Consider the following 26,778-nt stretch of genomic DNA (forward strand, 5'->3'; position numbering starts at 1 on the left):
GCTAGAGGCCCCGCCATCTCCCCGCCCCAGCCGTAAACGGACGCCGCCCATGCCCGCCGCTCCCGACTTTCCGCCCGCCCCGGACGCGATCAAACCCGTCCGCGCCCTGATCTCCCTGTCGGACAAGACCGGGCTCGAAGACGCCGCGCGCACCCTAGCGGGGCTGGGCGTCGAACTGGTCTCGACCGGAGGCACCAAGGCGGCGATCGCGGGCTTCGGCCTGCCGGTCAAGGACGTGGCCGATCTGACCGGCTTCCCGGAGATGATGGACGGCCGGGTCAAGACTCTGCACCCCGTCGTCCACGGCGGCCTGCTGGGCGTGCGCAACGCCCCGGCCCACGCCGCCGCCATGACCGAGCACAAAATCGGCGCCATCGATATCGTCTGGATCGACCTCTACCCCTTCGAGAAGACGGTCGAGGACGGCGGCGGTTTTGAAGCGGCCATCGAGAACATCGACATCGGCGGCCCGGCCATGATCCGCTCGGGTTCGAAGAACCACGGCCATGTCGCCGTCGCCGTCGACGCGGAAAGCATCGGCCTGATCGTCGAGGCCCTGAAGGCCGACGGTTCCACGACCCTGGCGCTGCGCAAGCAGTTGGCCGCCCGCGCCTTCGCCCGCACCGCCGCCTATGACGCGGCCGTGTCCGGCTGGTTCGCCGCTCAGCTGGAAGACGCCGCCCCGGCGCGCAAGTCGATCGCCGGTTCGCTGGCCCAGACCCTGCGCTATGGCGAAAATCCGCACCAGACCGGCGCCTTCTACCGCACCGGCGAGCGCCGTCCGGGCGTGGCCTACGCCACCCAGGTCCAGGGCAAGGAACTGGGCTACAACAACATCGCCGACGCCGACGCCGCCTATGAACTGGTGGCCGAATTCGAGGCCCCGGCCTGCGTCATAGTCAAGCACGCCAACCCCTGCGGCGTGGCGGTCGGCAAGGATCTGTCGGAAGCCTACGCCCGCGCCCTGGAATGCGACGCCGTCTCGGCCTTCGGCGGCGTGATCGCCGTCAACCGCCCGCTGAATGGCGAAGACGCCCGCGCCATCACCGGCATCTTCACCGAGGTCGTCATCGCGCCGGGCGCCGACGACGAGGCCAAGGCCGTCTTCGCCGCCAAGAAGAACCTGCGCCTGCTGATCACCGACGGCCTGCCCGACCCGCACGGCCCGGGCGAGGTGTTCCGCTCGGTCGCGGGCGGCTTCCTGGTCCAGTCGCGCGACCGCAGCCTGATCAAGCCGTCCGACCTGAAGATCGTCACGCGCCGCCAGCCGACGCCGACCGAGATCCAGGACATGCTGTTCGCCTTCACCGTGGCCAAGCACGTCAAGTCCAACGCCATCGTCTACGCCAAGGACGGCCAGACGGCGGGCATCGGCGCCGGCCAGATGAACCGTCGCGACAGCGCCCGCATCGCCGCCATCCGCGCCAAGGAAGCGGGCGAGGCCAAGGGTCTGGCCCATTCGCTGGCCGAAGGCTCAGCCTGCGCGTCCGAAGCCTTCTTCCCCTTCGCCGACGGCCTGCTGGAAGCCGTCGCCGCCGGGGCCACGGCGGTGATTCAGCCGGGCGGCTCGATCCGCGACGAGGAAGTCATCGCCGCCGCCGACGAACGCGGCATCGCCATGGCCTTCACCGGCGTTCGCGTCTTCAGGCACTGATAGACCGCTACCGCAGGCGGCGCGGCCGCCTGCTGCTTGAGCTGCTTTTTGGACGCTAACGCGAGCCGCGCGGCGGCTCGTTGCTTGAGCTGTTTTTTTGGACGCTAACGCAAGCCGCGCGGCGGCTCGCTGCTTGAGCGCAAGGAAAAGGGCGCTGCCGATCATCGGCAGCGCCCTTCTTCATGGCCGGTTTGAGCGCCGCCCATTCACCCCCGCTCATCCCGGCGGACGCCGGGACCCAGTGCTTTGGCTTCAACCGCCGCTCCCATGAGCAAAGCGTGAGACCGGCGCTCTTGCTGGATCCCGGCGTCCGCCGGGATGAGCGGGAGATTAAACATCAATCCTCAATGACCTCGTGCGAGCCGGCGCGGCCCAGACGCCAGTAGCCGGCGACCTTCATCCATTTCGGGTTGAACGGCCGGGCGGCCAGCAGAGCCGCCCGCATCGAGCGGGCGACCGAGGATTCGCAGGCCACCCACACATAAGCGTCGGCCGGGTCGATGCGTTTCGCCGCCGCGATCGCCGCCGCCGTCAGGGCCTCGGCGCGGCCGCGCGGGCCGCCGTTACGGTGCACCCAGGCGATCTCGACGTCCGCCGGACTGGGCAGGTCCAGTTCGCCCGCCGCATCATTGACCTCGATGCAGGCGATGGCGCGCGCCTCTTGGGGCAGTTCCTCCAGCCGCCGCGCGATGGCGGGGATCGCCGCCTCGTCGCCGACCAGCAGGTGTTCGGCGAAGCTGGTCGGGATCAGGAAGGAGCCGCGCGGCCCGCCCAGGCCCAGTTCATCCCCCGGTCGCGCATCCTCGGCCCAGGCCGTGGCCGGACCGCCGTGACCGACCGCGAAGTCGATCGTCAGCCGCCGGTTGGCCGCATCGAAGGCGCGCGGCGTGTAGTCGCGCGCCACGGGCCGGGGCTCCGGGAACACCGGCCCATCCGGCCCCAGCGTCGGCAGCACCAGCGCCTCGCCGCGCGGCGCCGGGAAGACCTTCACATGGTCGTCGAAGCCGGGGCTGAAGAAGCCTTCCAGCTCATCGCCCGTCAGCACGATCCGCTTCAGCACGGGGGTCAGCTGCTCCACCGCCTCAACGCGGGCGCGGCGGAATTTCAGCTCATGCCGCACGCGGCGCGGTTGTCTCAACAGAGCGTTGCTCATGCCTGTCTCACCTTTTCGGCTGCGGCTTCGATCAGATCGGCGATGGCCTCGACCTGGGCCTCGCTGAGCGGCGGCTCCTGGGTCAGGCGGTCGTGGGTCGCCGCGCGGAAGGCCTCTATGGCCTGGGCGATCCGGGCCGGACGGTCGGCGCGGCCGCGCAGAACCTTCATCTTGCGCTCGGCATGCGCCAGGGCCTCGGCGTTCTCGACCAACAGGCGGCGGCCTTCATCGGTGATGGCGTAGCGTTTCTTACCGCCCCCGGCGACGGCGCTCAGAGCGCCCATGTCTTCCAACAGCGTCAGGCTGGGGTAGATGACACCGGGGCTGGGCGTATAGGCGCCGCCCATCCGCGCTTCGACAGCCTTGATCAGCTCATAGCCGTGACTGGGCTTGTCGGCGATCAGCGACAACAGCACCCAGCGCAGGGCGCCGTGCTCGAACATGCGGCCGCCGCCGCGACGGCCATGGCCCTCGCCGCGCATCCGGCCCTCGCCCATGCGTCGGCCTTCCGGACGCATCGTGCGGCCATGACCGCCGCCAAAGCCCCAGCCGCGCTCAAATCCGCGACCGCCGCCCTGACCCATGCCATGACCCATGCCGTGGCCGCGCTTTCCGATCCCCTTGGATCCTCTCATCTAATATTCTCTCTCACTTAGATATATCGAACTTGCAAACAGATATATCTGAATGAGGGAAGCGCAAGACCCCTTTCCTGAAAAAAACGACGCCCTAAGTTGCGGGTATGGACACCATCGCCGCCCGCTGGGCCAAGCTTGAGCCCCACATCCAGGTCGTCGGGCCGGACGACGACCGGCCGCGCCCGACCGTCCTGCTGTTCCACGGCTGCGGCGGTCTTCGCGCCCACCTGCCGCGGTACGCCGAGGCGGCGAAGGCGACGGGATGGCGGGCGGTCATCGTCGATTCCTACGCTCCACGCGGCTGGAGCCGGGCCTTCACCCTGACCGCCGTCTGCACCGGCCTGGCGCTTCGGGGCTATGAGCGGGCGGGCGATGTGCTGGCGGCCATCCACGGAATTTCACAGCGATCGGACGTGGACTCCTCGCAGCTCATCCTGGCCGGATGGAGTCACGGCGGCTGGTCGATCATGGAGATGATGAGCGAAACGCCCGCGCCCCGCCGTATGGGTGTAACCGATCCCGGCGTCGTCGATCTGTCGGGCGTGAAGGCGGTGTGGCTGGCCTATAGCTATATCGGCGCCTGGGCGTTCAACCGGATGAAGCCGTGGCGCCTGCATCCGCGCGTTTTCGCCCTGACGGCCGGGCGCGACCACCTGACCACGGTGCGCAACGCCGAGCGCGTCAACGCCATGATCCGCGCGGGCGGGGCCGAGGTGGAAAGCTGGGTCGTCGACGGCACCCACGCCTTTGACGAACCGACCAACAACGGGCCGATGCGCCATCATCCCGAGCTGGCCGCAGAGGCCCTGCGCCGCTTCACCGTCTTCCTGAAGGAAACCGCGCAGGCGGAAGCGACACCTGTAGCCTGACTGAAGCCCGCCGCGTCAACGCGGCTCGATCCTCACCTTGGCGCGGATCGAGTTGGCGATGTAGCAGATGTCGTGGGCGCGATGGTGCAGGTCGGCGATGGCCGCCGCGTCCGGCCGCTTGTCGCCCGACCACGCGACGACGGGGCACAGGACGATGTCCGTGATCGACATCTTGCCGCGCTCGTCCTTGCCCAGCGTTCCTTCCGCCTCGTCGCGATAGGAATCGACCACAAAGCCGTCCTTGCGGGCGTAGGCCAGGAAGAACAGCATGTGGCAGCTGGACAGGGCGGCGACCAGCGCCTCTTCCGGGTCCACCGCCGCCTCTTCCGACAGGGGCGGCGGGATCATGGGCGAAGGCGCCGACGATCCCCGCACCACCGCGCCGCCGTCAAAGCGCCAGTCATGGCCGCGGCCGTATTTGTTGTCGCTGAAGGGCTGATCGCCCCGGTTCCATTCGACGACGGCGACATGCTGGCTCATGACGGGCTCCAAGACTGAAGGTCGAAGCTAAGCTAGGCGCCCGGTTCAGCTTGCGCCAGATCGCCTTGGGTCAGATCGCCTCTGGTCAACATCCGCATCTGCATCGACGCACGAATGGTGAAGCCCAGCGAATGGTACAGGGCGATGGCCCCGGCGTTGTCCGCATAGGAGTGCAGGAAGGCCGTTTCGCCGCGCGCCAGGATACGCTCGATCACCGCCCGCATCAGGGCTCCGGCGTAACCGCGGCCGCGCGCGTCGGGGTGGGCGCAGACGCCGGACACCTCGGTGAAGCCGTCGGGCTTCAGCCGCTCGCCCGCCATCGCCAGCAGCCGACCATCCTGCTTGACCCCGAAGAAGTCGCCCAGCCGGTGCGTCTTGTCGAAGAAAGGCCCTGGCTCGGTCAGGGTCGCCAGCGCCAGCATGGCGGGCGCGTCGGCCTCGCCCAGAGGCTCCACGGCGATGTCGCGCGCCTTGGCGGGGGTCAGTTCGACCAGCACCATCTGCGACAACACCGCCTCCTTCAGCACCGTCAGACCGGGCGGGACAGGCGTCCGCGCCGCCTCGACCGTGGCCAGCATGCCCTCCGGCTGTTCCAGCGCCGAGATGGCCGCCAGGCTTTCCGCCGACTGATCGACGCTGGCGGCGAAGACGCCATAGCCCGGCGCCAGGCGCAGCGCCCCGCCTGCGCCCACGGCCAGAGACGCCTGACGCCCAGACGTCAGGGCGCTCCAGACCGGCCGGTCGAGCGGATGGGTCATCGCCGCTTCTTCCCGATCAGCCCTGCCAGAAGCCGACGATCTTCTTGACCTCGGCGATGGTCGGTTCGGCGATCTCGCGCGCCTTTTCGGCGCCGGCGGCCAGGGCGCGGTCGATCTCGGCCGGATCGTTCATCAGGCGGCGCATCTCGGCCGTGACATTGGCCATGGACGACACGGCCAGTTCGGCCAGCTTGGGCTTGAAGGCGCCGAAGCCCTGCCCCGCGAACTCGGCCAGAACGGCCTCGCGCGTGGTGTCGGCAAGGGCGGCGTAGATGGCGACCAGGTTCTTGGCCTCGGGCCGACCTTCCAGACCCTCAAGCGTTTCCGGCAGGGGCTCCATGTCGGTCTTGGCCTTGCGGACCTTGTTGGCGATGGCGTCGGCGTCGTCGGTCAGATTGATGCGCGACAGGTCCGACGGGTCGGACTTGGACATCTTGGCCGCGCCGTCGCGCAGGGACATCACCCGCGTCGCCGGCCCCTGGATCAGCGGCTCGGGCAGAGGGAAATAGCCGGGCGTCCCGAAGTCGTTGTTGAACTTCTGGGCGATGTCGCGGGTCAATTCCAGATGCTGTTTCTGGTCCTCGCCGACCGGCACCTCGGTCGCCTTGTAGAGCAGGATGTCCGCCGCCTGCAGCACCGGATAGGTGTAGAGGCCGACGCTGGAGCGTTCCTTGTGCTTGCCCGACTTCTCCTTGAACTGGGTCATCCGGTCGAGCCAGCCGAGACGGCCGACGCAGTTGAAGATCCAGGCCAGTTCGGCGTGGGCGGGCACGGCTGACTGCGGAAAGATGACGGCCTTGGCCGGGTCCAGGCCCGAGGCCAGATAGGCCGCCGCGATCTCGCGCGTCTGGGCGGCCAGCTTCTCGGGCTCCTGCCACACGGTGATGGCGTGCATGTCGGCGACGAAGACGAACAGGGGCGCGCCCGTCTCCTGAAGCTCAGTGAAGCGCTTCAGCGCGCCCAGATAGTTGCCCAGGTGCAGGGCGCCGGAGGCCTGGATGCCGGACAGGATGCGGCGCGGGCCGGTGTATTGGGCCGGGGTCTGGTCAGTCATGATAGCGGATCTCGGAAGTCGAAAGGCGAATGTCGGCGCACGGTTTCGCGTGCGAAAGGCGGGCGTGCGGAAGCCCGGGGCGGCGGATCAGCCGCGCCATCGTCCGTGAGCGAGAAATCGTCCCGAAAGCGCCATGCCCTCGCGCTTATCGGTTCGGGCCGCGAAGGGCAACACTCCTGCGGCGGTTCGCGCGTCGCCGCGATCGCGGAACGATGTTAGCCTCCTCTTCCATCCTCATGGAGGGAAGGACATGGACGAGTTCGAAGTCGCCCCGCCCGAGAGCTTCGACTCTCGCCAGGCGCTGACGCGGATGCTGGCGCTGCTGCATCACCTGATCGACATGATCGCCGAGTTCAGGGAGACGCTGATTCTGACCAGCGGCGGCGATCCCGCCGACCCGGTGCTGGATGACGCTTTCCTGGCGGCCAGACTTTTGGCGCTGGAGGATGTCGACGCCCTGATCGCCATGGTCGGCGACGCGGACTTCTCGGCCCCCGCCATGGTCGAGCACCGCCTTCAGGGCGAGGCGCTGCGCTTCAAGATGCTGGCGATCCTGGCGACCTATCGCCTGGTCGTCGCCGCCCAGCCTAGCCGGAATCCGGGTATGAGCCGAGGCTGGTCCCTCTATCGCCGCGCCCTGCGCGCGACACTGGCGGCCATCGACGGCCCGCTGGAGTCCCTTACGGCGGCGCTCGGCGCCAAACAGGGGCTGGTGGAGTTCAAGAAGGCGCTGGAGGTTCTACTAGACCTATGACCGGGCCGAGCGTCGAACCAGGCCCTTGACCTCGGCCACAGTCACAGCGCGGGTCAGGAAGGCCAGGACGACATAGGCCAGACCGCCCGCCGCCACGACCAGCAGCAGGGTGACCTCCTTGGCGCCGTGGCTCGAACCCGCCATCGACAGCAGGTCGGCGACCGGCGCCTGCAGCATCGGCCGCGCCCACGACGCCGCGCCAACCACCGCCGCCAGACCCGCGCTGGCCAGGGCGATGCGGCCCAGACGCCAGACGGCGCGCGGGCTGGGTCGGTAGTGCTCGCGCCGCCACAGCGTCGCGCCCAGAAGCAGGACATTGGTCCAAGCCGATGCGCTGACCGCCGCCGCAATGCCGGACACCCCCATGCCAAGGTTGAACAGGCCGATAGCCAGCACGGCGTTCACCGCCACCGAGATCAGGGCGAAGACCATCGGCCGTCGCGTATCGCCGCGCGCGAAGAAGGCCGGGGCCAGGATGCGGATCAGGACGAAGGCGGGCACGCCCCAGCCGAAATGCAGCAGGGCGTGGGCCGTGTTGACGGCGTCCACCTGCAGGAAGGCGCCGCGCGTGAACAGGGCGTCGATCAGGAAGTAGGGCATGGCCATCAGGGCCGCCGCCGCCGGCAGGGTCAGGGCCATCGACAGGATCAGCGCCTCGTCCATCGACGCCTGCTGCTGGCCGTGGTCCTGAGACGCCACCGCCGCCGACAGCTTGGGCAGAAGGGCGATGCCGATGGCCACCCCGACCAGACCCAGCGGCAGTTGATACAGCCGGTCCGCCGTCGCCAGCCAGGTGCGCCCGCCGTTCACGAAGCTGGACAGGTTGCCGGAGATGAAGACGTTGATCTGGGTCGCGCTGTTGCCGATGGCGGCCGGGATGGCGGTGATGATGATGGCCTTCACCGCCGGGGTCATTTTCGGCAGGCTGAGGCGGATGTTCGCCCCCGCCTTGCGCGCGGCCCACCAGCACAGGCCGGCCTGGGCTGCGCCCGCGACCAGCACGGCCCAGGAGGCGGCGTAGGCGGCCTGGATCTGGTCGCCCTTCACCGGGATGACGGCGGCCAGCATGATCAGGTTCAGCAGGATCGGATAGGCGCCCGAGACAATGAAGCGCCCCCGTGCGTTCAGCACCCCGCTGAGCAGGGCGGCGATGGCCATACAGGGCAGGTAGGGCATGGTGATCTGGGTCAGGATCACCGCCAGCTTGAACCGCGCCGGATCATCCAGGAAGCCGATGTTGATGACCGTCATCAGCCACGGCATCGCCAGCTGGGCGACCACGGTCAGGGCCACGGTGACGGCGGCCACGGCGGCCAGGGCGTCGGTCGCCACCCTGTCGGCCGCCGCCTCGCCTTCGCTCTTCAGCGTCTTGGCGTAGGCGGGCACGAAGGCGGCGGCGAAGGCGCCTTCGGCGAAGATGCGCCGGAACAGATTGGGGAAGTTCAGCGCCGTGTAATAGGCGTCGGCCGCCGGTCCCGCCGAGGCGCCCAGCGCCGCCGTGATGACCAGATCGCGCGCGAAGCCAGCCAGACGGCTGAGAAGGGTCATGGCGCTGAAAATGGCCGAGGAGCGCGCCACCCCGCCCGCCTTGGCTGTTGCAGCAGACGCAGGCGGCTGGACCACCGGCTCGACCGTGGCGTTAGCCGCTGAGATCGGCGCGGCCGGTTCGAGGGGGTCGGTCTTGTCGTTCACGGCTGTTCCTGCGCTCGGTCCCGCAACGCCTTAGCGCGCCTGCGGGTCGCTGGATACGCCCGCGCGGCCCAGCGCGCCTTCCAGATCCGAAACGTCGCGCACGCTGGCGCGCACGGGGGTGATGCTGCGCCCGGCTGGGCCTTGCGGCGCGCGATCCAGCACCTCCAGCAGATCCGCCTTCAGCGCCTCCAGCTTCGCCTTGCTCTTGGGTTTCCGGCCGTCCGCGTCGGTGATGTAGAAGCCGTCCACCGCCCGCTCGCCGAAGCTGGCGACGTGGGCCGAGCGGGTCGAATAACCGTGCGTCGAAATGGTCCGCGCCAGATCGGCCAGCAGACCGGGCCGGTCGGCGCCCGAAACCTCGATCACCACGGCGCTTGTGCCCGTATCGGCGTCGATCCGCACCACCGGCCGCACATCAAAGACGGCGCGGCGGGCGCTGACGCGCGGCGCCTGCATGGCCGAGGTCCGTGCGCCCTTCAGCACCGCCCGCTCCATCGCCTTGACCAGAATGGCCAGCCGTCGCGGCTCGCGCTGACCGTAAGGCTCGCCCGCGCCATCCTGAATCTCGAACACGTCCAGCGCCATGCCGTCGTCGGCCGTGGCCAGACGCGCGCCCACGACGTCTGCGCCCGCCATCGACAGGGTGGCGGCCAGATCGGCGAACAGACCCGACCGGTCGCGCGCCGCCACGGCCACGCGGGCCGTCGATTCCAGCGGCCCCTCGGCGGCCAGGGCCTCGACCGCCGCCCCCTCGCGCCGCGCGCGCTCGACCAGGGCCGGGTGGTCGGCCAGAGGGTCTTCGCGCGTCACGGCGTCGCCCCGGAACAAGGCCTCGGTCGCCTCGAACAGGGCGCGCATCAACTGCCCCTTCCAGCCGTTCCAAACGCCCGGCCCCACGGCGCGGATGTCGGCCACGGTCAGCACCATCAGCATCCGCAGACGTTCCGGGTCGCCGACCGCCTCGGCGAAGGCGCGCACGGTCGAGGGGTCGGACACGTCGCGCTTCTGGGCGTAGTCGCTCATCAGCAGGTGGTGGCGCACCAGCCAGACGACCAACTCGATCCGGCGCGGATCGACGCCCAGCCGCTCGCACGCCCGGCGCGCGGCGATGGCGCCGTCCTCCAGCTGTCCCCGGTCGCCGCCCTTGCCCACGTCGTGCAACAGCATGGCCAGCATCAGGGCCTCGATATCGGCGATGCGCGGCACGATGGCGGTCGAGGCCGGATGGTCCGCCTTCAGCTTGCCGCGCGCGATATCGTTGATGATCCCCACCGCCTGCAGCGTGTGCTCGTCCACCGTATAGGCGTGGTACATGTTGAACTGGGTCTGGCCGACGATCCGCCCCCATTCGGGCAGGAAGCGGCCCAACAGCCCCGTCTCGTTCATGATCGACAGGACGCGATAGGGCCGCTGCCCGTGCGCCAACACCTTCAGGAAGGCATCGGCCCCGCGGGGGTCGCGCCGCAGAGCGGGCGTCACCAGCGTCAGGGAGCGGATCACGGCGGCGAAGGCGTCAGGGTGCAGGTCCAGATCCAGCCGATCCGCTTCGACGAAGAGCAGCAGCAGACGCACCGGATCGCGCGCGAAAACGTTGGCCCCGGTGACGGTCAGCCGCCCCTCCTCCACCGCCAGCCCATCGAAGGCCAGCTTGATGCGTCGGCGGCGGATCAGCCGCGACAGGCCGCGCGCCAGCCCTTCGGCCTTCTTCTGCTGGCGCGCCTCCAGCTGGGCCGAGACGGCGCGGGTCAGGGCGCCGACCTCGCGCGCCACCTGAAAATAGCGGCGCATGAAACGCTCGACCGCCAGTTCGTCGCCGCGCCCGCGCCAGCCCATGCGCCGGGCGATCTCGGGCTGGAAGTCAAAGGTCAGCTTCTCCTCGGCCCGCCCGGCGACCAGATGCAGCAGGATGCGCACCCGCCACAGGAAACCGATCGCCTCGCGGAAGCTGCGCATCTCGCGCGCGGTCAGCAGGCCCTCCAACGCCGCCTGTCCCCGCTCGCTGTCCGGGGCCAGCGAGCGGGCGATCCAGAACAGGGTGTTGAGGTCGCGCAGCCCCCCCTTGCCGTCCTTGACGTTCGGCTCGACGCGATAGCGGACGGCGCCTGTCTTCTGCAGACGCACGTCGCGCTCGGCCATCTTGGCGGCGATGAAGGGGCGCGGATCAGCGCGGCTGACCGCGCTACGGAACCGCTTCAGCAGGCCATCGCCGAGCCCGACGTCCCCCGCCAGGACCCGCGCCTCCAGCAGGGTGGTGCGCACGGTCATGTCGTCGCGCGCCAGCGTCAGGGTCTCGCCGATGGAGCGGAAGGCCGAACCGACCTTCAGCCCCAGATCCCACAGGACGTAGTGGACGAACGCGACAACCGCCTGCGCACGCGGACTGATCGCCTGCCCCGGCCGCAGGAACAGCAGGTCGAGGTCCGAAAACGGCGCCAGCACCCCGCGCCCATAACCGCCGACGGCCAGCAGAGTCAGCCGCTCGTCCGGAGCCGGATGAATCTGTTCGGTCGCGAACCGCCACAAGGTCGACAGCAGGTCGTCGGCCGCCTCGGCGTACAGGCGTGCGGCCTCTGCGCCGTCGGTGGCGCTCTCGGCCCGGCGGGCGGCTCGGGCGCGGTCAGCGTTGAAGCTTTCGCGCAAGGCAGCGGTGACGGCGGCGCGCGGGTCCGGCGCCGAGGCGGCGTCAAGAATGGCGGACGGGAGCGGAGGCGGTAAGGTCACGGCGACGACCATAGCATGCCCTTTTCTTCCCGCGCTCATCCCCGCGTCCACTGGGATGAGCGGGGTTCTAGCCCTTTGCCAAGCCTTTCAGCCGATAGAGCGCCTCCAGCGCCTCACGTGGGGTCAGGTCGTCGGGGTCGATGGCGGCGACGGCCTCGTCCAGCATGGACTTCATCGGCGGCGGGGGCGGTTCGGCGGCGGCGGCGAACAGCGGCAGGTCGTCCAGACGGGCGGTCGCCGCCTTCTCATTCTCCAGCCGCTCCAGCACCTCGCGGGCGCGGCCGACGACGGCGGTCGGCACCCCGGCCAGACGCGCCACCTGCACGCCGTAGGAACGGTCCGCCGCCCCAGGCGCCGCCTCGTGCAGGAAGACCAGTTCGCCGTTCCACTCGCGCGCCTTCATCGACAGGTTGCAGACGTGGTCGAGCCTTTCCTCGAGCTGGGCCAGCTCATGATAGTGGGTGGCGAACAGGGTGCGGGCGCGGTTGGTCTCGTGCAGCGCCTCGGCGGTGGCCCAGGCGATGGCCAGGCCGTCATAGGTGGCGGTGCCGCGCCCGATCTCGTCCAGCACGACGAAGCTGCGCCCGGTCGCCTGCGTCAGGATGGCGGCCGTCTCGACCATCTCCATCATGAAGGTGGAGCGGCCGCGCGCCAGATCGTCTCCGGCGCCGACGCGACTGAACAGACGGTCGACCACGCCCAGCTTCATCGACCGCGCCGGCACGAAGGCGCCGGCCTGCGCCAGCACCACCAGAAGCGCGTTCTGGCGCAGGAAGGTCGACTTACCCGCCATGTTCGGGCCGGTGACGATGGACAGGCGCGAGGCCCCGACGCCGTCGCCCGCCAGTTGGCAGTTGTTGGGGGTGTAAGGCAGCCCTTGCGCCTTCACCGCCGCCTCGACCACCGGGTGGCGGCCCGCCTCGACGGCGAAACAAAGGCTGTCGTCGACGCTGGGGCGCACGGCCCCGACCTCTTCGGCCCATTCGGCAAGGGCAGCGTGGGCGTCCAGTTCTGCCAGAGCCTCGGCCACGCCCTGCAGCGGCCCGGCCAGACGCGCCACCTCGCGGCGCCAGCCCTCGAAGGTCTCGGCCTCGATGGCCAGGGCGCGGTGCCCGGCCTGGCTGATTTTCGCGTCCAGCTCAGACAGTTCGACGGTGGTGAACCGCACCTGATTGGCCAGAGTCTGGCGGTGGATGAAGGGGCTGTCCGGTCCCGCGCGCAACAAGGGTTCGGCCGCCTTGGCGCTGGCTTCAAGGAAGTAGCCGAGGACGGCGTTGTGGCGGACCTTGAAGGCGACGCCGCTGTCGGCGACCGCCTTGGCTTCCAGTTCAGCGATGATCTTGCGGCTGTCGTCGCGCAGGGTGCGGGCGGCGTCCAGCTCGGGGCGATGGCCGGGGTTCACATAGCCGCCGTCGCGCGCCAGGTGGGGGGGCTCGTCCATCAGGCCGTCGGTCAGTTCGGCCAGCAGGTGCGACAGGTCGCCCTCAAGCGCCAGTTGGTCCAGACAGGCCGTTGCCCGCGCGGGCGGCCCGGCCAGCGGATCATTGGCCGAGGCGGCGAACAAGGCGCTGAGTCCTTCAGCCGTCTTCAACCCCGAACGGATCGCCGCCAGATCGCGCGGCCCGCCGCGCCCCAGCGCCAGACGCGAGGTCGCCCGCGCCACATCGGCCGAGGCGCGCAAGGCGTCGCGCAGGTCGCGTCGCAGGTCGCGCCGCTCCAGCAGCCACTCGACTGCATCCAGTCCCGCGTTGATCGCCGCCGGATCGCGTAAGGGTCGCGAAATACGCTCGGCCAGCGCCCGCGCCCCGCCCGAGGTCACGGTGCGGTCGATGGCGTGAAGCAGGGAGCCGTCGCGTTCTCCCCTCTGGGTGCGGTCGATCTCGAGGCTGAGACGGGTCGCGGGATCGATGGCCAGAAAGCCGCTCTCGCCCGAACGGCGCGGCGGGGTCAGGGCGGGAATCTTGCCCGCCTGCGTCGTCTCCAGATAGGCGGCGATCAGGCCCAGAGCCGAAATCTCGGCCTCTTCAAAGGCGCCGAAGCCGTCCAGCGCCGAGACGCCGTAAAGCCGCTGCACCCTATCCTTCGCCCCGACCGGCTCGGCCAGAGCCTGAGGCATGGCCTGAACCACCCCGCCCGAGCCGTCCAGCGCGCCCTTCATCGTCTCGTCCGAGAACAGGCGGTCGGGAACCAGCACCTCGGACGGGCGGAACGCCGCCAACGCCGCGCCCAGATCCGACAGGTCGCAGGCGACCGAATCCACCACGCCCGCCGACAGCTCGACCACCGCCACGGCGGCCCTTCCTTTACGGATCGCCACGGCCGCCAGACGGTTGGCGCCGCGCGCGTCCAGCAGCGCATCCTCGGTCAGGGTGCCGGGCGTCACCACCCGCACGATGTCACGGTGGACCACGGCCTTGGAGCCGCGCTTCTTGGCCTCGGCCGGGTCTTCCAGCTGTTCGCAGACGGCGACCTTGAAGCCCTGCCGGATCAGCCGCGCCAGATAGCCGTCCATGGCGTGGACGGGCACCCCGGCCATGGGGATGTCCTCGCCCTGATGCTTGCCGCGTTTGGTCAGGGCGATGCCCAGCGCCGCAGCCGCCTTCTGCGCGTCCTCGAAGAACAGCTCGTAGAAGTCGCCCATGCGGAAGAACAGCATGGCGTCGGGCTGTGTGGCCTTGACCGACAGATACTGGGCCATGACCGGCGTGGTGCCAGCGTCGGGCTTGAGGTCGGTTTTCGGCGGGTGGGAAAGCGGCGCGTTCATCTGGTCCGCAGGGTGGCGGATCGGGGCGACGGCCTCAAGCGCGGGCGGCGTCCCTCATGCACAGGCGAGAGGCGACCTGTGGACAGCTTTGTGGATCAGGCGGCGCTCACCAGCCGCAGACGCGGGCGCGAGGCCAGGGCGGCGGGCGTCTCGTCCAGCGCCAGGGCGTCCCAGTCGATGTCGGGGCGCGGAGCGTGCGAGGCGGCGATGATGGCGCGCAGTTCGGCCGACGAGGCCACGCTGGCGATGACCGAAGCCACGCCCGGCAGAGTCAGGGCGTAGGCCAGAGCCGCCTGCATCGGATCGACTCGCGCCTCGGCCAGACGGCGGCGCGTGCGGGACAGCGCCATGCCGTGAGCCGCCAGTTCGGGCGGCAGGCTCTCGCGGTTGGCGAACAGCAGTCCTTGCGCAAAAACCGAGGCCAAATGCACCTCGATCCCTTGGCTGGCCAGATCGGCGATGGCGCCGGAGCGCGCCGCGCGCTGGTCCAGGATGTTGCAGGTCAGTTGCACCACGTCCGGTTGGAAGCGACGGGCCAACAAGGCGGGACCGTCCTCGACCGTGGCGATGAAGCCGACCTTGCGGAAAATCCCGCGATCCTTCAGCGCCTGCAGGCGATCCCACAGGGCGCGGCCCTCGGCGCCCGCCAGATCGGCGGCGTTCTGCACCAGAACGGCGTCGCCGCGCGGCAGGCCCATCCGTTCCAGCGAGCGGCGGGCGCGGGCCTCGACCCGGTCCAGACCGTCGGCCAGGGGCACGGTGCGCGCGGTGACGCGGAAGGGCGAGGGGAAGGGCCAGGCCTGCCCCAGCATCCGCTCGACATCGCCTTCGGGCCGGGTGGCGACCAGGCCGATCCCGGCGTCGCCTGCGGTCTGCAGCAGGTGGCGCGTCGCCTCCTCCCGCTGGCCGGGCGGAAGGGGGCGGGACCGATCAGGCTCGACCACCAGGGCGATGGCGAGTTTGTCGGCTGGAGAGGGCGGAACAGCGAATCTCACGACCCCGATCATCCGACCCAAAGCTTAAGGGAGATTGACCGAAATCAAGGTCGTTGGTGAACGAAGAGGCTTAATCCGCGTCCGGCTGGTTTTCCGGCTTGGCGGCAATGAAGGCGGGATGCGCCTCGGCCCGCCCCTCGATCTCTAGCAGGCGCGGGAAGGCCGCCAGATCGACGTTGAACCGCCGCGCCGAATAGAGCTGGGGAATCAGATAGCAGTCGGCCAGCGTCGGCGCCGCGCCGAAGCACCAGCCGTCGCCGTGGCGCGCGACCAGCGCCTCCAGCGCCGTGAAGCCCTCGATGATCCACTGACCGGCCCAGGCGTCCACGCCCGCCTGATCGGCGCTCATTCTATCGGAGGTCAGGCCTCGCACCGCCTTCAGAACCCGCAGATTATTGAGCGGATGGATGTCGCAGCCGATCACCGCCGCCATCGCCCGCACCTGCGCCCGGCCCGCCGCGTCGCGCGGCAGCAGGGGCGGTTCGGGATGGGTTTCCTCCAGCCACTCCAGAATGGCCGGGCTCTGGGTCAGAACCAGGCCGTCGTCCGTCTCCAGCGCGGGGACCAGCCCCTGCGGATTGAGCCTGAGATAGGCTTCCGACTTCTGCGCCCCCGTGCGCAGGTCCAGCGGCGCCTGCTGATACTCCAGGCCCTTCAGATTGAGGGCGATGCGGGTGCGATAGCTGCTCCCTGAACGCCAGTAGCCATGCAGGATCATGATTGCACCGTGAAGCTGAGCGGCGGCAGGCCCGCGATGACCGCCTCGACCCGATCGCCGGGGTTCAGGGGGCCGACGCCCTCGGGCGTGCCGGTGAAGATCAGATCGCCGGGCTGGAGCGCCCACAGTTCGGACGCCTTGGACAGGACGCCGTCGACGTCCCAGATCATGTCCGACAGACGGCCGGACTGATGCACCGCGCCGTTGACCTTCAGCTCAATGACCGCATCCGGCGCGGGCGGCGTCAGGCTGAGCGCGCCGCACGGCGCGGACTGGTCGAACGCCTTGCCCGCCTCCCACGGCCGACCCTTGGCTTTCGCTTCCGCCTGAAGATCGCGCCGCGTCAGATCGACGCCGACGGCCCAGCCTATCGGCCGGGCGTCCGGGCCCAGCGCGACGACCAGTTCGACTTCATAATGCAGGTTCTGCGTCGCTGAGGGATAGGTCGGATCCGCGCCGTCCGCGACCAAGGCGTCACCCGGCTTGGCGAAGAAGAAAGGCGCCGGCTTGTCGGGATCGGCGCCCATCTCGCGGGCATGGGCGGCGTAGTTCTGGCCCCCGCACAGGATGCGCCGCACGGGCAGGCGGCGCGCATCGCCGTCAATCGGCAGAGAAGGCGTCGGGGCGGGCGGAAACAGCCATTGGGTCATGACGCCTGTTCTAGAAGCGCGCTTCGCTGCGCGCCAGATGGGAAGCCGCGCCGCACTGCAGGAACCTTGATCGTCGGTGTGGCGTTTCGAGCAGGGCTTCTCTATTTAATCGTCAAGCTTACACAAGGAGCGGAGCGCGCATCATGGCCACGTCCAAGGCTCGTGAAGACATCAAGAACGACCTCAAGACCCTGAAGGAGGACCTCAAGGCCGGCGCCCGTGAGGAAACCCAGCGTCTGAAGGAAAAGGCCTCCGAGGCCGAAGCCCGCCTGCGTGAGCAGGGCGAGGAACTGCGCGAAAAGGCGCGCGGCTACTATGACGACGCCAAGGTGCGCGGTCGTGAATATTACGACGACGCCGCCGAAAAGTTTGACGAAGCGCAACGCTATGTCGTCGAACGGGTGCAGGAGCGTCCGATCCAGTCGACCGCCATCGCGCTGGGCGTCGGCGTCGTGCTGGGTCTGCTGCTGGCCGGGCGTCGGCGCTGATGATCGGCCGGGGGCTCATCAACCGCGCCGTGGCGACCTTCGTCGCCGCTGGCGCGGCCTTCGTGGCCATGATCGCCCTGGGGGCCACGGTCTATTACCTGCTGCTGCTGGTCGTGATCCCCGTGATCGCGGCCGCCCTGACGGCGCTCCTGTTCGCCCTGATCGCGGCGATCGTCGCACTGGTGTTCGTGCGCCGCGCGCGCGGCGACGGCGATGATGAAGAAGACGAGGAGCCGGAGGGTTTGGGCGCCCGCGCCCTGCATCTGTTCCAGCAACGCCCGGTCCTGGGCGCCGTTGCAGCCCTGGCCGGCGGTTTCATCTTCCTGCGCAATCCCGCCCTGGCGACGATGGTGGCGGCCGCCTTCACCGAAAAAAGCAGGGTTCGTCGTCGGCGATAAAGGAACAGCCAAGCCTCCGACGCGTTGTTTCAGGTAAGCGGCGCTGACGACGGGAGGGGTCGAAAGCTCGCTCCCGTCAACACCTTACGGAGGGTTTCGCCTATGCTTCGCTGGGCCATTATTTTCTTTATCATCGCCTTGGTCGCAGCCGTGCTCGGCTTCGGCGGCATCTCGGGCATGTCTTTCGAGATCGCCAAATTCATCGCCATCATTGCGGTGATCCTGTTCGTCGTCTCCCTGCTGGTAGGCGGCCTGAGAGGGCGAGGCGGACCGCGCATCTAGCGCTGGCCGTTTCATGGAAAACGAGGGCTGCGACCTTGGCGTCGCGGCCCTTTTTCATGGCTGGAGCTTCAGGCGCGGCGACGCGGCAGGCGCCAGGTCTGATGATCGGCGAACTGGCGCCCGTCCCAGGCCACGGCCGAGACCGTTACGGCTTCGGCGTCCCACTCGATCCGGTTGAAACTGGGCGGCGCCCCGCGCTCGCGATGCGACAGCGTCCCGCAGCCGACGGCATAGGAGCAGTTGTCGCCGACGCCGACCGGCAGGGCGAAGGGGACATGGACGTGGCCGGTCACAATCAGATCGACCCCGGCCTCGGCGAAGATGCGGGCCGCCCGCTCGCCGCGCTTGACCTCGCCGGTCATGGGGGCGCCGATCATCTCGATGAGAGGGTGGTGACAGGCCAGCACCCGCAAGGCCCCGCTCGGCGCCTGGCGCAGGGCGTCCGCCGCCCGGCGCGTCTGATCCAGGTCGATCACCCCTTTGGACCAGTTGAGCCGGGCCTGCCAGCCTCGCGCAGTCGTGACGCCGCGCACCATCAACTGATCCGATCGGAACTCGTGGTCATGCGCGGGATGGCCGGTCGCCCGTTCAAACGCGCGCCAGGGCCAGAACAGCCGCGCCATCACATCCCAATAAGGCACGTCATGATTGCCGACAGTGACGAAGACCGGCTCGGGCAGCGCCCGGATCCATTCCCCCGCTGCGGCGAACTCCGCCGGATAGCCCTTTTGCGTGATGTCGCCGGTGATCAGGGTCAGATCCGGCGCTGCAGCGTGGGCGTAGTCTGCGGCGGCGGCCACGGCCCCCTTGTGCTCGCAACCGAAATGGACGTCGGAAAACTGGAGGACGACCCCCACTAGAGACTGGCCTCGCCCGCCGCAGGCTTCGGCGCCAGGGCCATGAAGGCGCGCGGCAGGAAGCGCACCGCCGCCTCGCGACCCAACAGCATCGGCTCCCCGTCAATCACCGCCGGAACGCGCGAGCGCGCCTCGACCACAATACGGCGCGCGCTGCGCGTGGTGACGTTGGGATCATGACGCCAGTCGTCGAACAGGGCATGGGCGGCCAGGCGGAAGGCCTGGGCCGCGTCCCCCGTATTCATGGCCGCCGCCTCCAGCCCGTCATTCTTCTGCATCGCCTTGGAGATCAGCGGACTGATCAGCACCAGAGCCTCCGCCTTTTCGCGCTCGCCGCCGTCCAGCGCATAGCGGACCCGGCCGGAAAACGCCTTCTTCAGCGCGCGCCTGCCATAGGTCCAGGCCATCTTCAGCTTGCCCTCGCGAATGGCTTCACGCGCCGGGGCCCACAGGGCGGGCGAGCCCAGGATGGCGGCGCAATAGAAGGCCTCGCCCTCGACCTCGCCTCCGGCCACGGGCAGGGGCGCGCCTTCCTCCAGCGCCAGCCGCAGAGCCTTCTTCCAGTCTCCGGTGCCGTAAAGGGCCTTGGGCAGCATGTTCATCGTGCCGCCCGGCAGGGGCGCGATCAGGGGGCCATTCTCTCCGGCGCGGGCGGCGACCGACCGGGCCGTCCCATCGCCCGCCAGGATGAACAATACGTCGGGCCGGGCTTCCAGCGCCTCGCCGATCTGATCGGGAATGCGCGCGCCTTCCAGCACGACCACCTCGGCCTCCAGCGGATACTCGGCCAGGATGGCGGCGGCTTCCTCGGCCGCCTGTCCTCCAACTCCGCCCGACAGCGGATTGACCAGGATGATGATCCGCTCCAGCCGAGCCTCCTCGGTCAGAGGCCGCCGCCCTTCTCCTGAATCGGCCGACGACGACGGTGCGGCTTCAACAGCGTTCGGCGCTGGCGGGGCGTCGTTCTGAGCGTCAGTGTTCATGGGCGGCGAACGCCTGCGCACAGGGGCGGTTCCCCTTCTGCGGCCCTACACCGCGATTTAAAGTAAAGCTTACAGCGTTCGGCCTCGGAACCGCCTTGTTCGCCCTGCGTTATCGAAGCTTCAGGGGTGCCCCTAAGGGATGAAGGACAGAACCATGAACAAGGCGATCATCGCCATTGCCGGCGCCGGACTTCTGGTGACCGCCTGCGCCAGCGATCCGTACTACGGCGGCGGCGCCGGACCGAACAACACCGTGCGCCAGGGCGCTGTCGGGGCCGGACTGGGCGCCGTGGCCGGCGCCATCATCGGCAACAACGTCGGCAGCGGCAACGCAGCGACCGGCGCAGCCATCGGCGCCCTGGCGGGCGGCGCGGCGGGCGCCATCCGCGGCTCCAATCAGGACCGCAACAACCAGCAGCGCTACCGCGACAATCAGGGCCGCTACTACTACTGCTACGACAACCGCCAGACCGAGTGTTACTGGGAAAATGGTCAGCGCCGCTACTGATACCGGCGTATAGCCTCTGGCGCCCGAAGCGTTTTCGGGACAGTCTTGAAAGGGCGATCCGCATGGCGCGGGTCGCCCTTTTTTGCTGAAGGCAGCGCACGCCGCACAGCGAGCGCGAGGGGGCTGACATGAAGCGTGTTTCCGCAGTCGTTATGATGGCCCTCGGCCTGACCGCCGCCGGTTGCGCCGCCAACAGCGGCTATAAACAGCGCAGCGATCTGGTCAGCGACCCGTCCGCCTGCGCCGACAAGCGGTTCGAAGTCTATTTCGTCCCCGATCGCGCCACCCTGACCGACGCCGCCCGCATGGCCATCGGCATGACGGCGACCCAGCTTCAGGGCTGCCAGATCAAGCACGTCAAGGTGACAGGCCTGGCCGACGCCCGCAGCGGCACGGCGGCCGCCAACCAGAGCATTTCCGAACGACGCGCCCGCGCCGTCGCCGAAGCCCTGGCCGGCGCCGGCCTGCCCGCCCCCGCCTTCGATATCGAGGGGGCCGGAGCCGACGGCGCGGTCGTGGGCGGGGTCAACGACCCCTTGCGCCGCCGCACCGAGGTGCTGATCGAGGTCGTCGCCCCGCGCTGAGGCCCGAGCAGTCCGCTGCGGCCCGCCGTCGCGGGCCGTGGCTAGGCGAGGCTAGAGGGTCTAAGCTCGCGCCTTTTCCCTGATCCTGTTTCCGGCATCGCCCTTGCGCATCCTGTTTCTGCTCCTGACCTGGCTCGCCCTCGCCCTTCCGGCGGCGGCGAGCGTCCCGGCGTCCGAGGCCGCCCTGCGCGACGCCCTGGCGGCCGGGGCCGCGCCGGTCGCCAAGGCTTCCACTGCGCCGGGCCCGCAGCGCACCGAACGGATCGAGGCGGAACTGGTCCCCCTGAGCGCCTGGGCTGTCCCCGGCTCGACCGCCGTCGTCGCCATCCGCCAGCAGATCAAGCCCGGCTGGCACACCTACTGGCGCAATCAGGGCGATTCCGGCGGACCGACAACCCTGACCTGGTCCCTGCCTGCGGGCGTCGCGCCGGGCGACATCCTGTGGCCCCTGCCCGAGCGTCAGCGGCTGCAGAGCCTGATGAACTACGGCTATTCCGGCGCCGTCTTCCTGCCCGTCCCGATCGAGATTCCGGCGGACGCGGCGCCGGGCCGGAGCCTTCCCTTACGCGTTACCGCCCACTTCTACGTCTGCAGCGACGAGATGTGCGTGCCCGAAGACCTTGATCTGGCGCTGGACCTGCCGGTGCGCGACAGCGCGGCGCCGTTGGACCCGCGCTCCGGTCAGGCGATCCAGGACGCCGTCGCCGCCGCTCCGCGTCCCGCCGGGATCGAGGCCCACGTCGCCCTGACCGACGGCCGTCTGGTCCTGACGGCCGCCGGCGGCCCGCTGGCGGGCGCCGCGCCCCGATGGGCCTATTTCCATCCCTTCGAGGGCGGGGTGATCGACCACGCCGCCGCCCAGTCAGGCGAGCGCGGGCCGCAGGGCCTGACCGTGACCGTCGCCGCCGGACGCGGCCTGACGTCCAATGGGCTGAAGGGACCGATCAGCGGCGTCCTGTCCACCGATCTCGGCGCCTGGGAGATCACGGCCGAGCCGGGCGCCGCCCTGACCGGCGTCACAGGCGACGGCGCGATCGGCGACGGCGAGGGCGCGCAGACAGCCGCCGCCGCCACCGCCCTGCCCGACTTCATCAAGGCGGCCGTCTTCGCCCTGCTGGGCGGGCTGATCCTGAACCTGATGCCCTGCGTCTTCCCCATACTGGCGATGAAGGCGGCCTCGCTCAGCCGCGCCGCCCATAACCCGGCCGAGGCGCGCCGTGACGGCCTGGCCTTCCTGGCCGGGGTGCTGGCGACCTTCCTGGTGCTGGCGGGCGCCCTGCTGGCCCTGCGCGCGGGCGGTCAGGCGCTGGGCTGGGGCTTTCAGCTGCAGTCGCCGGGCGTGGTGGCCGCGCTGGCCCTGCTGATGCTGGCGGTGGCGCTGAACCTGTCGGGCGTCTTCCACATCGGCGCCGGTTTGCAGGGCGCGGGGCACGGCCCGCTGTCGCGCCTGCCCGGCGTCGCGGGCGCCTTCTTCACCGGGGTGCTGGCCGTGGTCGTGGCCGCCCCCTGCACCGCTCCCTTCATGGCCTTCGCTCTGGGCGCGGCCCTGTTCATGCCCTGGCCGATGGCGCTGGCGGTCTTCCTGATGCTGGGGCTGGGGCTGGCCCTGCCCTATGTGCTGATCAGCCTCAATCCGCGCCTGCTGGCCCGCCTGCCGAAGCCGGGGCCGTGGATGGAGACCCTGCGCAACCTGCTGGCCTTCCCCATGTACGGCGCCGCCCTGTGGCTGGCCTGGGTCTATGGCCGCCAGACCGCCGACGCGCTGGCCCTGCTGTTCGGCGCGGGCCTGATGCTGGCGCTGGCGCTGTGGCTCTATGGTCGGGTACAGGCTGCGCCGGGCAAGGGGCGGGCGGCCGCTATCGGCGCTCTGCTGGCCGCGATCGCGGCCCTGGGCCTGGGCGTGCTGGCGGGCAAGGCCCCCGCCGCATCCTCTGAGGGCGGCGCCCCCTCTTCCCGTCTATCGTCTCAGCCCTGGTCCGAGCAGGCGGTGCAGGCCGCCCTCGCCGAAGGGCGGCCGGTTCTGGTCAACTTCACCGCCGACTGGTGCGTGACCTGTAAGGTCAACGAAAGCACGGCCCTGTCCTCGGCCCGCACGGCGCAGACGCTGGAACAGGCCAACGCCCTCTATCTGGTCGGCGACTGGACGCGGCGCGACGACGCCATCACCGCCGAACTGCAACGCCACGGCCGCTCAGGCGTGCCCCTGTATCTGGTCTATGCGCCGGGCCGGTCCGAGCCGCGCATCCTGCCGCAACTTCTGACCGAAGGCGTCGTCATCGACGCACTGAAGGACGCCATCGACTGATTTCATCTCTGGGGAGACCGCCATGTTCCGCCTGCTGACCGCCGCTTCCGCCTCGCTTCTGCTGCTCGCCGCCTGTCAGCAGCAGCCCGCTGCATCGCCGGAGCGCACGGAGAGCGCCGCCGCGCCCGAAACGACCGAGGCGCCCGGCCCCGGCGAACTGGCCCCCGCCTTCACCCTGGTCGACGCCGAGGGGCAACAGCGCTCTCTGGCCGACTTCCACGGCAAGACGGTCGTGCTGGAGTGGACCAACGAAGGCTGCCCCTTCGTGAAGAAGCACTACACCGGCGCCATGCAGGCCCTGCAGCGCGAGGCGACGGCCGGCGGGGTGGTCTGGCTGACCATCATCTCCTCGGCGCCGGGCACGCAAGGCTTCGTCGAGGGCGAGGAGGCGCAAGCCTGGAAAGCCAAGCACAAGGCCGCCTTCACCCACCTGTTGCTCGATCCGACCGGCGAGGTGGGCAAGCGCTATGACGCCAAGACTACGCCCGACATGCGCATCATCGACCCGGAAGGGCGGCTGATCTACGTCGGCGGCATCGACGACCGACCGACCAACAAGGTCGAGGATCTGAACGGCGCCAATAACTTCGTCCGCGCCGCCCTGGCCGACGCCAAGGCCGGACGCCCCGTCCAGACCGCCTATGCCACACCCTACGGCTGCGCCATCAAATACCCGGAAACGGTCGAGGGCTGAGAGCGGCCTTTCTCACGAGGACACCGGCCTTCCTCCAGGCGAGGTAGGCCACATCGGGCCTCAAGCAGCGCGAAGCGCGGTAGGCACCCAAATGGGCCTCAAGCAGCGCGAAGCGCGATAGGCCCAAAAATTAAGCCACAGCCAGAGGCTACGCCTCGGGCTGTGGCGGCGAGGTGATGACCTCGATGTTGTCGTTCAGCAGATAGGACAGTTCGTCCAGCGCCAGCTTGCGGGCCGGGGCGTCGGCGGCGGCTTCCAGCGCGGCGACCTTCAGCGGAATGTCCTCCGAGATGCCGCGCAGGATGCATTTCAGATCATTGTCCGTGCCGCGTTCCTTGAGGATCAGATGGCCTTGCATGTCGCGCTGGGCCAGTTCCGTCGCCTGCCCCTTGAACGCCGCCCAGGCCGCGCCGGTGAAGAAGCCTGAGCTGTCCGCCTCGCCCGAGGCCATCCAGCCGTCGACGATCGACTTCAGCGCGCCCGAGCGGGCGACCAGATCAGCGAACAGGGGCTCCTGCGCCACCGACACCGGGGCCGAGGGGGCTACGGGCGGCAGGGCGGCGGCTTCGGCGACGGCGGGGTCGACGAGCATCAGGGCGACGGCGAGGGCTATTCCGCAGGACATGGCGTGCCTTTCACAAAGGACCGGGGACAATCGGCTTCCGGCTGGAAATCCCGCTTGACCCAGTCTTGGATTGAACTCTTCTCGGCCTGAGCCGTAAACCTGAGCCTGCAAACACCGGGCCAGAATGCGGATCGCTTCCGAACAAGGCCCCTATGGGAGACCAAGATGCCGCATGTCGCCTGGACTGAACTGGAGGCCGCCGCCCGTCGGGACGCGCAGTCCCGCATCCAGGATCAGTTCGCCGCCGACCCTGACCGACTGTCGCGGCTGACGCTGGACGCCGCAGGCCTGCACCTGGACCTGTCCAAGCAGAGCTGGTCTCAGGCCGGGTTCGACGCCGCCCTGTCCCTGGCGCGGGTGTGCGACGTCGAGGGGCGCCGCGCCGCCCTGTTCGCGGGCGAGGCCGTCAATCTGACCGAAGGGCGGGCGGTGTTGCATCCGGCCCTGCGCGCGCCGGACGGCGCGTCATTCCATGCGCTGGGCGAGCCGGTGTCGGCCGAGGTCGAGGCGGTGCGCGCCGAAATGAAGGCCTATGCCGAAGCTTTGCGGTGCGGAAATGAGACAGGCGCCACGGGGCGCCGGTTCGAGACGGTGCTTCATATCGGCATCGGCGGCTCGGACCTGGGGCCGCGTCTGATCTGGGACGCCCTGCGCCCGCTGGACCCGGACATCGACCTGCGCTTCGTCGCCAACATCGACCCGCGCGACATGGCCGAGGCCCTGGCCGGGCTGGATCCGGAAACGACCTTGGCCATCGTCGTCTCCAAGACCTTCACCACCCAAGAAACCTTGACCAACGCCGAGGCCGCCAAGGCGTGGCTGGCGGCCTCCCTGCCGGCTGAGGGGCTGGCCAAACACTTCACCGGCGTAACCGCCGCGCCGGAAAAAGCGCAGGCCTTCGGCTGCGGCCGCACCTTCGCGTTCCGGGACTGGGTCGGCGGGCGCTATTCCCTCTGGTCTGCGGTCAGCCTGTCCTGCGTCATCGCCCTGGGGTGGGAGCCGTTTCAGGCGTTTTTGGACGGCGCCGCCGACATGGACCGCCACTTCCTCGAGGCCCCGCTGGAGAAGAATGCGCCGGTACTGCTGGCCCTGGCCGAGATCTACAATGTCGACGGCCTGCATCGCGGGGCCCGCAGCGTGGCGCCCTATGCCCATGCCCTGCGCCGTCTGCCCGCCTTCCTGCAGCAACTGGAGATGGAATCGAACGGCAAACAGGTGCGCCGCGACGGCTCGCCCGTCGGCCGCCAGACCTGTCCGGTCGTCTTCGGCGAGCCGGGATCCAACGGCCAGCACGCCTTTTTCCAGCAGTTGCACCAAGGACTGGAGGTCGTTCCGGTCGAATTCATCGTGGTCGGCCACACCTGCGGGGGAACATCTGCAACAGCCCTATGGGCCAACGCCCTGGCTCAGGCCCAGGCCCTGATGCAAGGCAAGAGCGAGGCTCAGGCCCATGCAGAACTGATCGCTTCGGGCGCGTCGGAAGCCGAGGCGGATCGACTGGCCCCGCACAAGGCCTTCCCCGGCAACCGTCCGTCGACGACCGTTCTGATGAAGCGGCTGACGCCGCAGACCCTGGGCGCCCTGATCGCCCTCTATGAGCACAAGACCTTCGTCGAGGGCGTGATCTGGGACATCAACAGCTTCGACCAGTGGGGCGTGGAACTGGGCAAGGTTCTGGCCAGGGCGCTGCTCAAGGACGCCGCCAGCGGCGCGCCCTCGCCCGATCTGGACCCGTCCACGGCCGACCTGCTGCGTCGGCTGACGGCGTGAGCGTCGTCGCATCGGGCTGGCAAAGGCTGGAGGGGCTGGCCCTGCTGGCTATCGCCGCTTTCGCCTATGCCCGGTTCGGTCAGGGATGGGGCCTGTTCGCCGTTCTGTTTCTGGCGCCCGATCTGTCTTTCGCCGGCTATCTGGCCGGACCGCGCCTCGGCGCCCTGACCTATAATCTGGCGCACAGCCTGATCGGGCCGCTGCTGCTTGCGGGCGCGGGCCTGGTCGCGGATCAGTCGCTGGCTGTCGCGCTCGCCCTGATCTGGCTGGCCCATATCGGGTTCGACCGGGCGCTGGGCTACGGATTGAAGTCCCCGCTGGACTTCGGCGTCACCCACCTGGGCCTGATCGGCAAGGCCCGCAGAGGCCTATCCGCCTGAGCGC

26 protein-coding genes are annotated in these 26,778 nt (G+C 69.5%); 12 read left to right on the forward strand and 14 right to left on the reverse strand.

The window, feature by feature from the left end; translation table 11 throughout:
• The first annotated feature begins 49 nt into the window (after positions 1–49).
• A complete protein-coding gene (purH, locus tag D1604_RS09460) occupies positions 50–1,654 on the forward strand; it encodes a bifunctional phosphoribosylaminoimidazolecarboxamide formyltransferase/IMP cyclohydrolase (protein WP_119413084.1) in 1,605 nt (534 codons plus the stop codon).
• 337 nt (positions 1,655–1,991) lie between these two features.
• On the opposite strand, the gene D1604_RS09465 is transcribed toward purH, so the two are convergent.
• Positions 1,992–2,807: a siderophore-interacting protein gene (locus D1604_RS09465; RefSeq protein ID WP_119413085.1), complete on the reverse strand. Its 816-nt coding sequence runs from the start codon at positions 2,805–2,807 to the stop codon at positions 1,992–1,994.
• A complete protein-coding gene (locus D1604_RS09470) occupies positions 2,804–3,442 on the reverse strand; it encodes a PadR family transcriptional regulator (RefSeq protein WP_233552017.1) in 639 nt (212 codons plus the stop codon). The genes D1604_RS09465 and D1604_RS09470 overlap by 4 nt, the downstream gene beginning before the upstream one ends.
• A 107-nt stretch (positions 3,443–3,549) precedes the next feature.
• Between D1604_RS09470 and D1604_RS09475 the strand changes: the two genes are divergently transcribed.
• Entirely contained in the window at positions 3,550–4,314 is a 765-nt protein-coding gene (locus D1604_RS09475; RefSeq protein WP_119413086.1) for a dienelactone hydrolase family protein, read from the forward strand.
• Positions 4,315–4,329: 15 nt separating this feature from the next.
• Here D1604_RS09475 and D1604_RS09480 read toward each other — a convergent pair whose 3' ends face one another.
• From D1604_RS09480 to trpS, 3 genes are read right to left on the reverse strand one after another with little or no spacing between them, the layout of a single operon-like run.
• A complete protein-coding gene (locus tag D1604_RS09480) occupies positions 4,330–4,794 on the reverse strand; it encodes an OsmC family protein (protein WP_119413087.1) in 465 nt (154 codons plus the stop codon).
• 32 nt (positions 4,795–4,826) lie between these two features.
• Entirely contained in the window at positions 4,827–5,552 is a 726-nt protein-coding gene (locus tag D1604_RS09485) for a GNAT family N-acetyltransferase (RefSeq protein ID WP_119413088.1), read from the reverse strand.
• Between the two features lie 16 nt (positions 5,553–5,568).
• Entirely contained in the window at positions 5,569–6,606 is a 1,038-nt protein-coding gene (trpS, locus tag D1604_RS09490; RefSeq protein ID WP_119413089.1) for a tryptophan--tRNA ligase, read from the reverse strand.
• Between the two features lie 250 nt (positions 6,607–6,856).
• Between trpS and D1604_RS09495 the strand changes: the two genes are divergently transcribed.
• Positions 6,857–7,360 (forward strand): hypothetical protein, encoded by a 504-nt coding sequence (locus tag D1604_RS09495; protein WP_119413090.1) that lies wholly within the window; start codon positions 6,857–6,859, stop codon positions 7,358–7,360.
• Here D1604_RS09495 and murJ read toward each other — a convergent pair.
• The 6 genes from murJ to D1604_RS09525 all read right to left on the reverse strand — a co-directional run bounded on the left by murJ (position 7,355) and on the right by D1604_RS09525 (position 16,900).
• Positions 7,355–9,052 (reverse strand): murein biosynthesis integral membrane protein MurJ, encoded by a 1,698-nt coding sequence (gene murJ / locus D1604_RS09500; protein ID WP_119413091.1) that lies wholly within the window; start codon positions 9,050–9,052, stop codon positions 7,355–7,357. The two genes, D1604_RS09495 and murJ, sit on opposite strands and share 6 nt — an antisense overlap.
• 30 nt (positions 9,053–9,082) lie before the next feature.
• Positions 9,083–11,773, reverse strand: a complete 2,691-nt coding sequence (gene glnD / locus D1604_RS09505; protein ID WP_119413116.1) for a [protein-PII] uridylyltransferase — start codon at positions 11,771–11,773, stop codon at positions 9,083–9,085.
• A gap of 67 nt (positions 11,774–11,840) precedes the next feature.
• Positions 11,841–14,537, reverse strand: coding sequence for a DNA mismatch repair protein MutS (mutS, locus tag D1604_RS09510; protein WP_119413092.1), 2,697 nt, complete (start codon positions 14,535–14,537; stop codon positions 11,841–11,843).
• A gap of 95 nt (positions 14,538–14,632) precedes the next feature.
• Positions 14,633–15,532, reverse strand: coding sequence for an aldo/keto reductase (locus tag D1604_RS09515; protein ID WP_233552019.1), 900 nt, complete (start codon positions 15,530–15,532; stop codon positions 14,633–14,635).
• A gap of 70 nt (positions 15,533–15,602) precedes the next feature.
• Positions 15,603–16,250 carry a maleylacetoacetate isomerase gene (gene maiA / locus D1604_RS09520; RefSeq protein ID WP_119413094.1) on the reverse strand — a complete coding sequence of 216 codons (648 nt, stop codon included), beginning with the start codon at positions 16,248–16,250 and terminating at the stop codon, positions 15,603–15,605.
• Entirely contained in the window at positions 16,247–16,900 is a 654-nt protein-coding gene (locus tag D1604_RS09525) for a fumarylacetoacetate hydrolase family protein (RefSeq protein ID WP_119413095.1), read from the reverse strand. The genes maiA and D1604_RS09525 overlap by 4 nt, the downstream gene beginning before the upstream one ends.
• Positions 16,901–17,043: 143 nt before the next feature.
• Between D1604_RS09525 and D1604_RS09530 the strand changes: the two genes are divergently transcribed.
• The 3 genes from D1604_RS09530 to D1604_RS09540 all read left to right on the forward strand — a co-directional run bounded on the left by D1604_RS09530 (position 17,044) and on the right by D1604_RS09540 (position 18,068).
• Positions 17,044–17,388 (forward strand): glycine zipper domain-containing protein, encoded by a 345-nt coding sequence (locus D1604_RS09530; RefSeq protein ID WP_003167924.1) that lies wholly within the window; start codon positions 17,044–17,046, stop codon positions 17,386–17,388.
• Entirely contained in the window at positions 17,388–17,786 is a 399-nt protein-coding gene (locus D1604_RS09535; protein WP_024354461.1) for a hypothetical protein, read from the forward strand. Before D1604_RS09530 ends, D1604_RS09535 begins: the two co-directional genes overlap by 1 nt.
• 102 nt (positions 17,787–17,888) lie before the next feature.
• A complete protein-coding gene (locus D1604_RS09540) occupies positions 17,889–18,068 on the forward strand; it encodes a DUF1328 domain-containing protein (protein ID WP_003166483.1) in 180 nt (59 codons plus the stop codon).
• A gap of 68 nt (positions 18,069–18,136) precedes the next feature.
• Here D1604_RS09540 and D1604_RS09545 read toward each other — a convergent pair whose 3' ends face one another.
• Together D1604_RS09545 and D1604_RS09550 are read right to left on the reverse strand one after the other, a co-directional pair.
• Positions 18,137–18,925 carry a metallophosphoesterase family protein gene (locus tag D1604_RS09545; protein ID WP_024354460.1) on the reverse strand — a complete coding sequence of 263 codons (789 nt, stop codon included), beginning with the start codon at positions 18,923–18,925 and terminating at the stop codon, positions 18,137–18,139.
• Positions 18,925–19,908: a diacylglycerol/lipid kinase family protein gene (locus D1604_RS09550; protein WP_119413096.1), complete on the reverse strand. Its 984-nt coding sequence runs from the start codon at positions 19,906–19,908 to the stop codon at positions 18,925–18,927. The genes D1604_RS09545 and D1604_RS09550 overlap by 1 nt, the downstream gene beginning before the upstream one ends.
• Before the next feature lie 154 nt (positions 19,909–20,062).
• Here D1604_RS09550 and D1604_RS09555 point away from each other — a divergent pair, with 154 nt between their 5' ends.
• From D1604_RS09555 to D1604_RS09570, 4 genes are all read left to right on the forward strand, one after another.
• A complete protein-coding gene (locus tag D1604_RS09555; RefSeq protein ID WP_024354458.1) occupies positions 20,063–20,416 on the forward strand; it encodes a YMGG-like glycine zipper-containing protein in 354 nt (117 codons plus the stop codon).
• 128 nt (positions 20,417–20,544) lie between these two features.
• Positions 20,545–21,000, forward strand: coding sequence for an OmpA family protein (locus D1604_RS09560; protein ID WP_035302946.1), 456 nt, complete (start codon positions 20,545–20,547; stop codon positions 20,998–21,000).
• Positions 21,001–21,103: 103 nt separating this feature from the next.
• Positions 21,104–23,305: a protein-disulfide reductase DsbD family protein gene (locus tag D1604_RS09565; protein ID WP_119413097.1), complete on the forward strand. Its 2,202-nt coding sequence runs from the start codon at positions 21,104–21,106 to the stop codon at positions 23,303–23,305.
• 22 nt (positions 23,306–23,327) lie between these two features.
• Positions 23,328–23,999: a thioredoxin family protein gene (locus D1604_RS09570; RefSeq protein WP_119413098.1), complete on the forward strand. Its 672-nt coding sequence runs from the start codon at positions 23,328–23,330 to the stop codon at positions 23,997–23,999.
• Positions 24,000–24,147: 148 nt separating this feature from the next.
• On the opposite strand, the gene D1604_RS09575 is transcribed toward D1604_RS09570, so the two are convergent.
• Positions 24,148–24,624: a hypothetical protein gene (locus D1604_RS09575; RefSeq protein ID WP_119413099.1), complete on the reverse strand. Its 477-nt coding sequence runs from the start codon at positions 24,622–24,624 to the stop codon at positions 24,148–24,150.
• 165 nt (positions 24,625–24,789) lie between these two features.
• Between D1604_RS09575 and pgi the strand changes: the two genes are divergently transcribed.
• Complete coding sequence (pgi, locus tag D1604_RS09580; protein WP_119413100.1) at positions 24,790–26,394, forward strand: glucose-6-phosphate isomerase; 1,605 nt, start codon at positions 24,790–24,792, stop codon at positions 26,392–26,394.
• Complete coding sequence (locus D1604_RS09585; RefSeq protein WP_119413101.1) at positions 26,391–26,774, forward strand: DUF4260 domain-containing protein; 384 nt, start codon at positions 26,391–26,393, stop codon at positions 26,772–26,774. Before pgi ends, D1604_RS09585 begins: the two co-directional genes overlap by 4 nt.
• Positions 26,775–26,778: the final 4 nt, after the last annotated feature.

The organism is Brevundimonas sp. LPMIX5 (assembly GCF_003576505.1).
Classification (GTDB): Bacteria; Pseudomonadota; Alphaproteobacteria; order Caulobacterales; family Caulobacteraceae; genus Brevundimonas; species Brevundimonas naejangsanensis.